Below are 1,757 nucleotides of genomic sequence, written 5' to 3'. Positions count from 1 at the left end.
GCCGGGGGAGCCGTGCGGGCATGGGGCGGCTCACATTGAAACCGGACATTACCGCCCGGAATATGGCTATCGCCGCCAAGGTTCTACTATTTATTGAGGACTTCTGCACGAATCATCTGCACGAACCTTTTGCATGACCTTCTGCACAGGCCAGACCCGTAATGACGGGCTGGTCATCTGTTGCAACCCCTACCCGTGACCCCGTAACCCAAGGTAAGAGGCGCACTCATGACCCAGCCCGAACACGATCCCTTCGGCTTCATCGGCCTGACGTACGACGACGTCCTGCTCCTGCCCGGCCACACCGACGTGATCCCTTCGGAAGCGGACACGTCGTCCCGGATCTCCAAGCGCATCACGGTCCAGACCCCGCTGCTCTCCGCCGCGATGGACACAGTCACGGAGTCCCGGATGGCCATCGCCATGGCCCGCCAGGGCGGTCTTGGCGTCGTGCACCGCAACCTCTCCATCGCCGACCAGGCCGACCAGGTGGACCGGGTCAAGCGCAGCGAATCCGGCATGATCACCAACCCCCTGACCATCGGCCCCGAGGCCACGCTGGCCGAGCTGGACGAAATCTGTGCACGCTACCGCGTCTCCGGCCTTCCGGTCGTGGACGAGGGCAACAGGCTGCTGGGCATCGTCACCAACCGCGACACCCGCTTCGTGCCCGAATCCGACTTCCCGCTGCGGCTGGTCAGCGATGTCATGACCAAGATGCCGCTCGTGACTGGACACGTCGGCATCAGCCGCGAGGAAGCCTCGCACAAGCTGGCCACGAACAAGATCGAGAAGCTCCCGCTCGTTGACGAGCAGGGCCGGCTCAAGGGCCTGATCACCACGAAGGACTTCACCAAGGCCGAGCAGTACCCGCTCGCCACCAAGGACGACGAAGGCCGCCTGCGCGTCGGCGCGGCGATCGGCTTCTTCGGCGACGGCTGGGAACGCGCCATGGCGCTGATCGACGCCGGTGTGGATGCCCTCTTCGTGGACACCGCGAACGGCCACTCCCAGGGTGTGCTGGAAATGATCCGCCGGCTCAAGTCCGATCCCGTTGCCGCGCACGTGGACATCATCGGCGGCCAGGCCGCCACCCGCGAAGGCGCCCAGGCCCTGATCGACGCCGGTGCCGACGGCATCAAGGTCGGCGTCGGTCCCGGGTCCATCTGCACCACCCGTGTGGTGGCCGGAGTCGGCGTCCCGCAGATCACGGCCATTTACGAGTCGGCGAAGGCCGCCATCCCGGCCGGCGTGCCGCTGATCGCCGACGGCGGCCTGCAGTACTCCGGTGACATCGGCAAGGCGCTCGTCGCCGGCGCCGACACCGTGATGCTCGGTTCCCTCCTGGCCGGTTGCGACGAATCCCCGGGCGACCTGATTTTCGTCAACGGCAAGCAGTTCAAGAGCTACCGCGGCATGGGCTCTCTCGGCGCCATGCAGACCCGCGGCAAGAACACCTCCTACTCCAAGGACCGCTACTTCCAGGCCGACGTCTCCGGCGATGACAAGCTCATCCCGGAAGGCATCGAGGGCCGGGTCGCGTACCGCGGTCCGCTGTCGTCGGTGGCGTACCAGCTGGTCGGCGGGCTCCGCCAGACCATGTTCTACACCGGCGCCCCGACCGTGGCGGAGCTGAAGGCGCGCGGCAAGTTCGTCCGCATCACAGCGGCCGGGCTCAAGGAGTCGCACCCGCACGACATCCAGATGACGGTCGAGGCCCCGAACTACGGGTCCCGCTAAGACCCGCTGCCCGAACC

The 1,757-nt window shown here is 66.5% G+C and carries 1 protein-coding gene; it reads left to right on the top strand.

Translation table 11 applies throughout. From position 1 onward, the window contains the following. The first annotated feature begins 228 nt into the window (after positions 1-228). Complete coding sequence (gene guaB / locus Y706_RS0105215) at positions 229-1,740, top strand: IMP dehydrogenase (protein ID WP_018773740.1); 1,512 nt, start codon at positions 229-231, stop codon at positions 1,738-1,740. Positions 1,741-1,757: the final 17 nt, after the last annotated feature.

Source organism: Arthrobacter sp. I3, from assembly GCF_000520575.1.
Lineage (GTDB): Bacteria > Actinomycetota > Actinomycetes > Actinomycetales > Micrococcaceae > Arthrobacter > Arthrobacter humicola_A.
Note: the sequence above shows the minus strand (reverse complement) of the source record. Positions and strands in the feature narration are given on the sequence as shown.

Excerpts from the sequence above, each read along its gene's own strand:
- guaB (WP_018773740.1), top strand. The coding sequence starts at position 229 with ATGACCCAGCCCGAACACGATCCCTTCGGCTTCATCGGCCTGACGTAC.